The sequence below is a fragment of the Acidisphaera rubrifaciens HS-AP3 genome (assembly GCF_000964365.1).
Taxonomy (GTDB): domain Bacteria; phylum Pseudomonadota; class Alphaproteobacteria; order Acetobacterales; family Acetobacteraceae; genus Acidisphaera; species Acidisphaera rubrifaciens.
The window spans coordinates 1-391 of the sequence record NZ_BANB01000951.1 but is presented as its reverse complement, the minus strand read 5'-3'; the positions used below and the strand labels follow the sequence as shown (position 1 = coordinate 391).

Here is a 391-nt window from a genome sequence, read left to right as displayed (position 1 = left end):
GGGGCTGCGGCCGATCAACGCCCTGGTGGACGTGACCAACCTGTTCACCCTCGATCTCGGCCGGCCGCTGCACGTCTTCGACGCGAACAAGGTAACCGGCGGGCTGCTGACCATGCGGCGCGGCGCGGGCGAGACGTTCCGCGGCCTGCACGGCCGCGACGTGACGGTGACGGAGGAGGATTGCGTCATCGCCGACGCGGCGGGCGTGGTCTCGCTCGCGGGCGTCGTCGGCGGCGAGGGGACGGGCTGCGATGCGGACACGACCGACGTGTTCGTGGAGGTCGCGCTGTTCGATCCCGTGCGGATTGCCCGCACGGGCCGCCGCCATCAGATCAACAGCGACGCGCGCGCGCGGTTCGAACGCGGGATCGATCCGGCCCTGCCGCCGGCG

General features: G+C 72.6%; 1 protein-coding gene. It reads left to right on the top strand.

Annotation, left to right across the window (positions count from 1 at the left end; translation table 11 throughout):
• Positions 1–391, top strand: a 391-nt coding sequence (locus B8460_RS19320) for a phenylalanine--tRNA ligase beta subunit-related protein (protein WP_048863259.1), incomplete at both ends; no start/stop codon positions are given.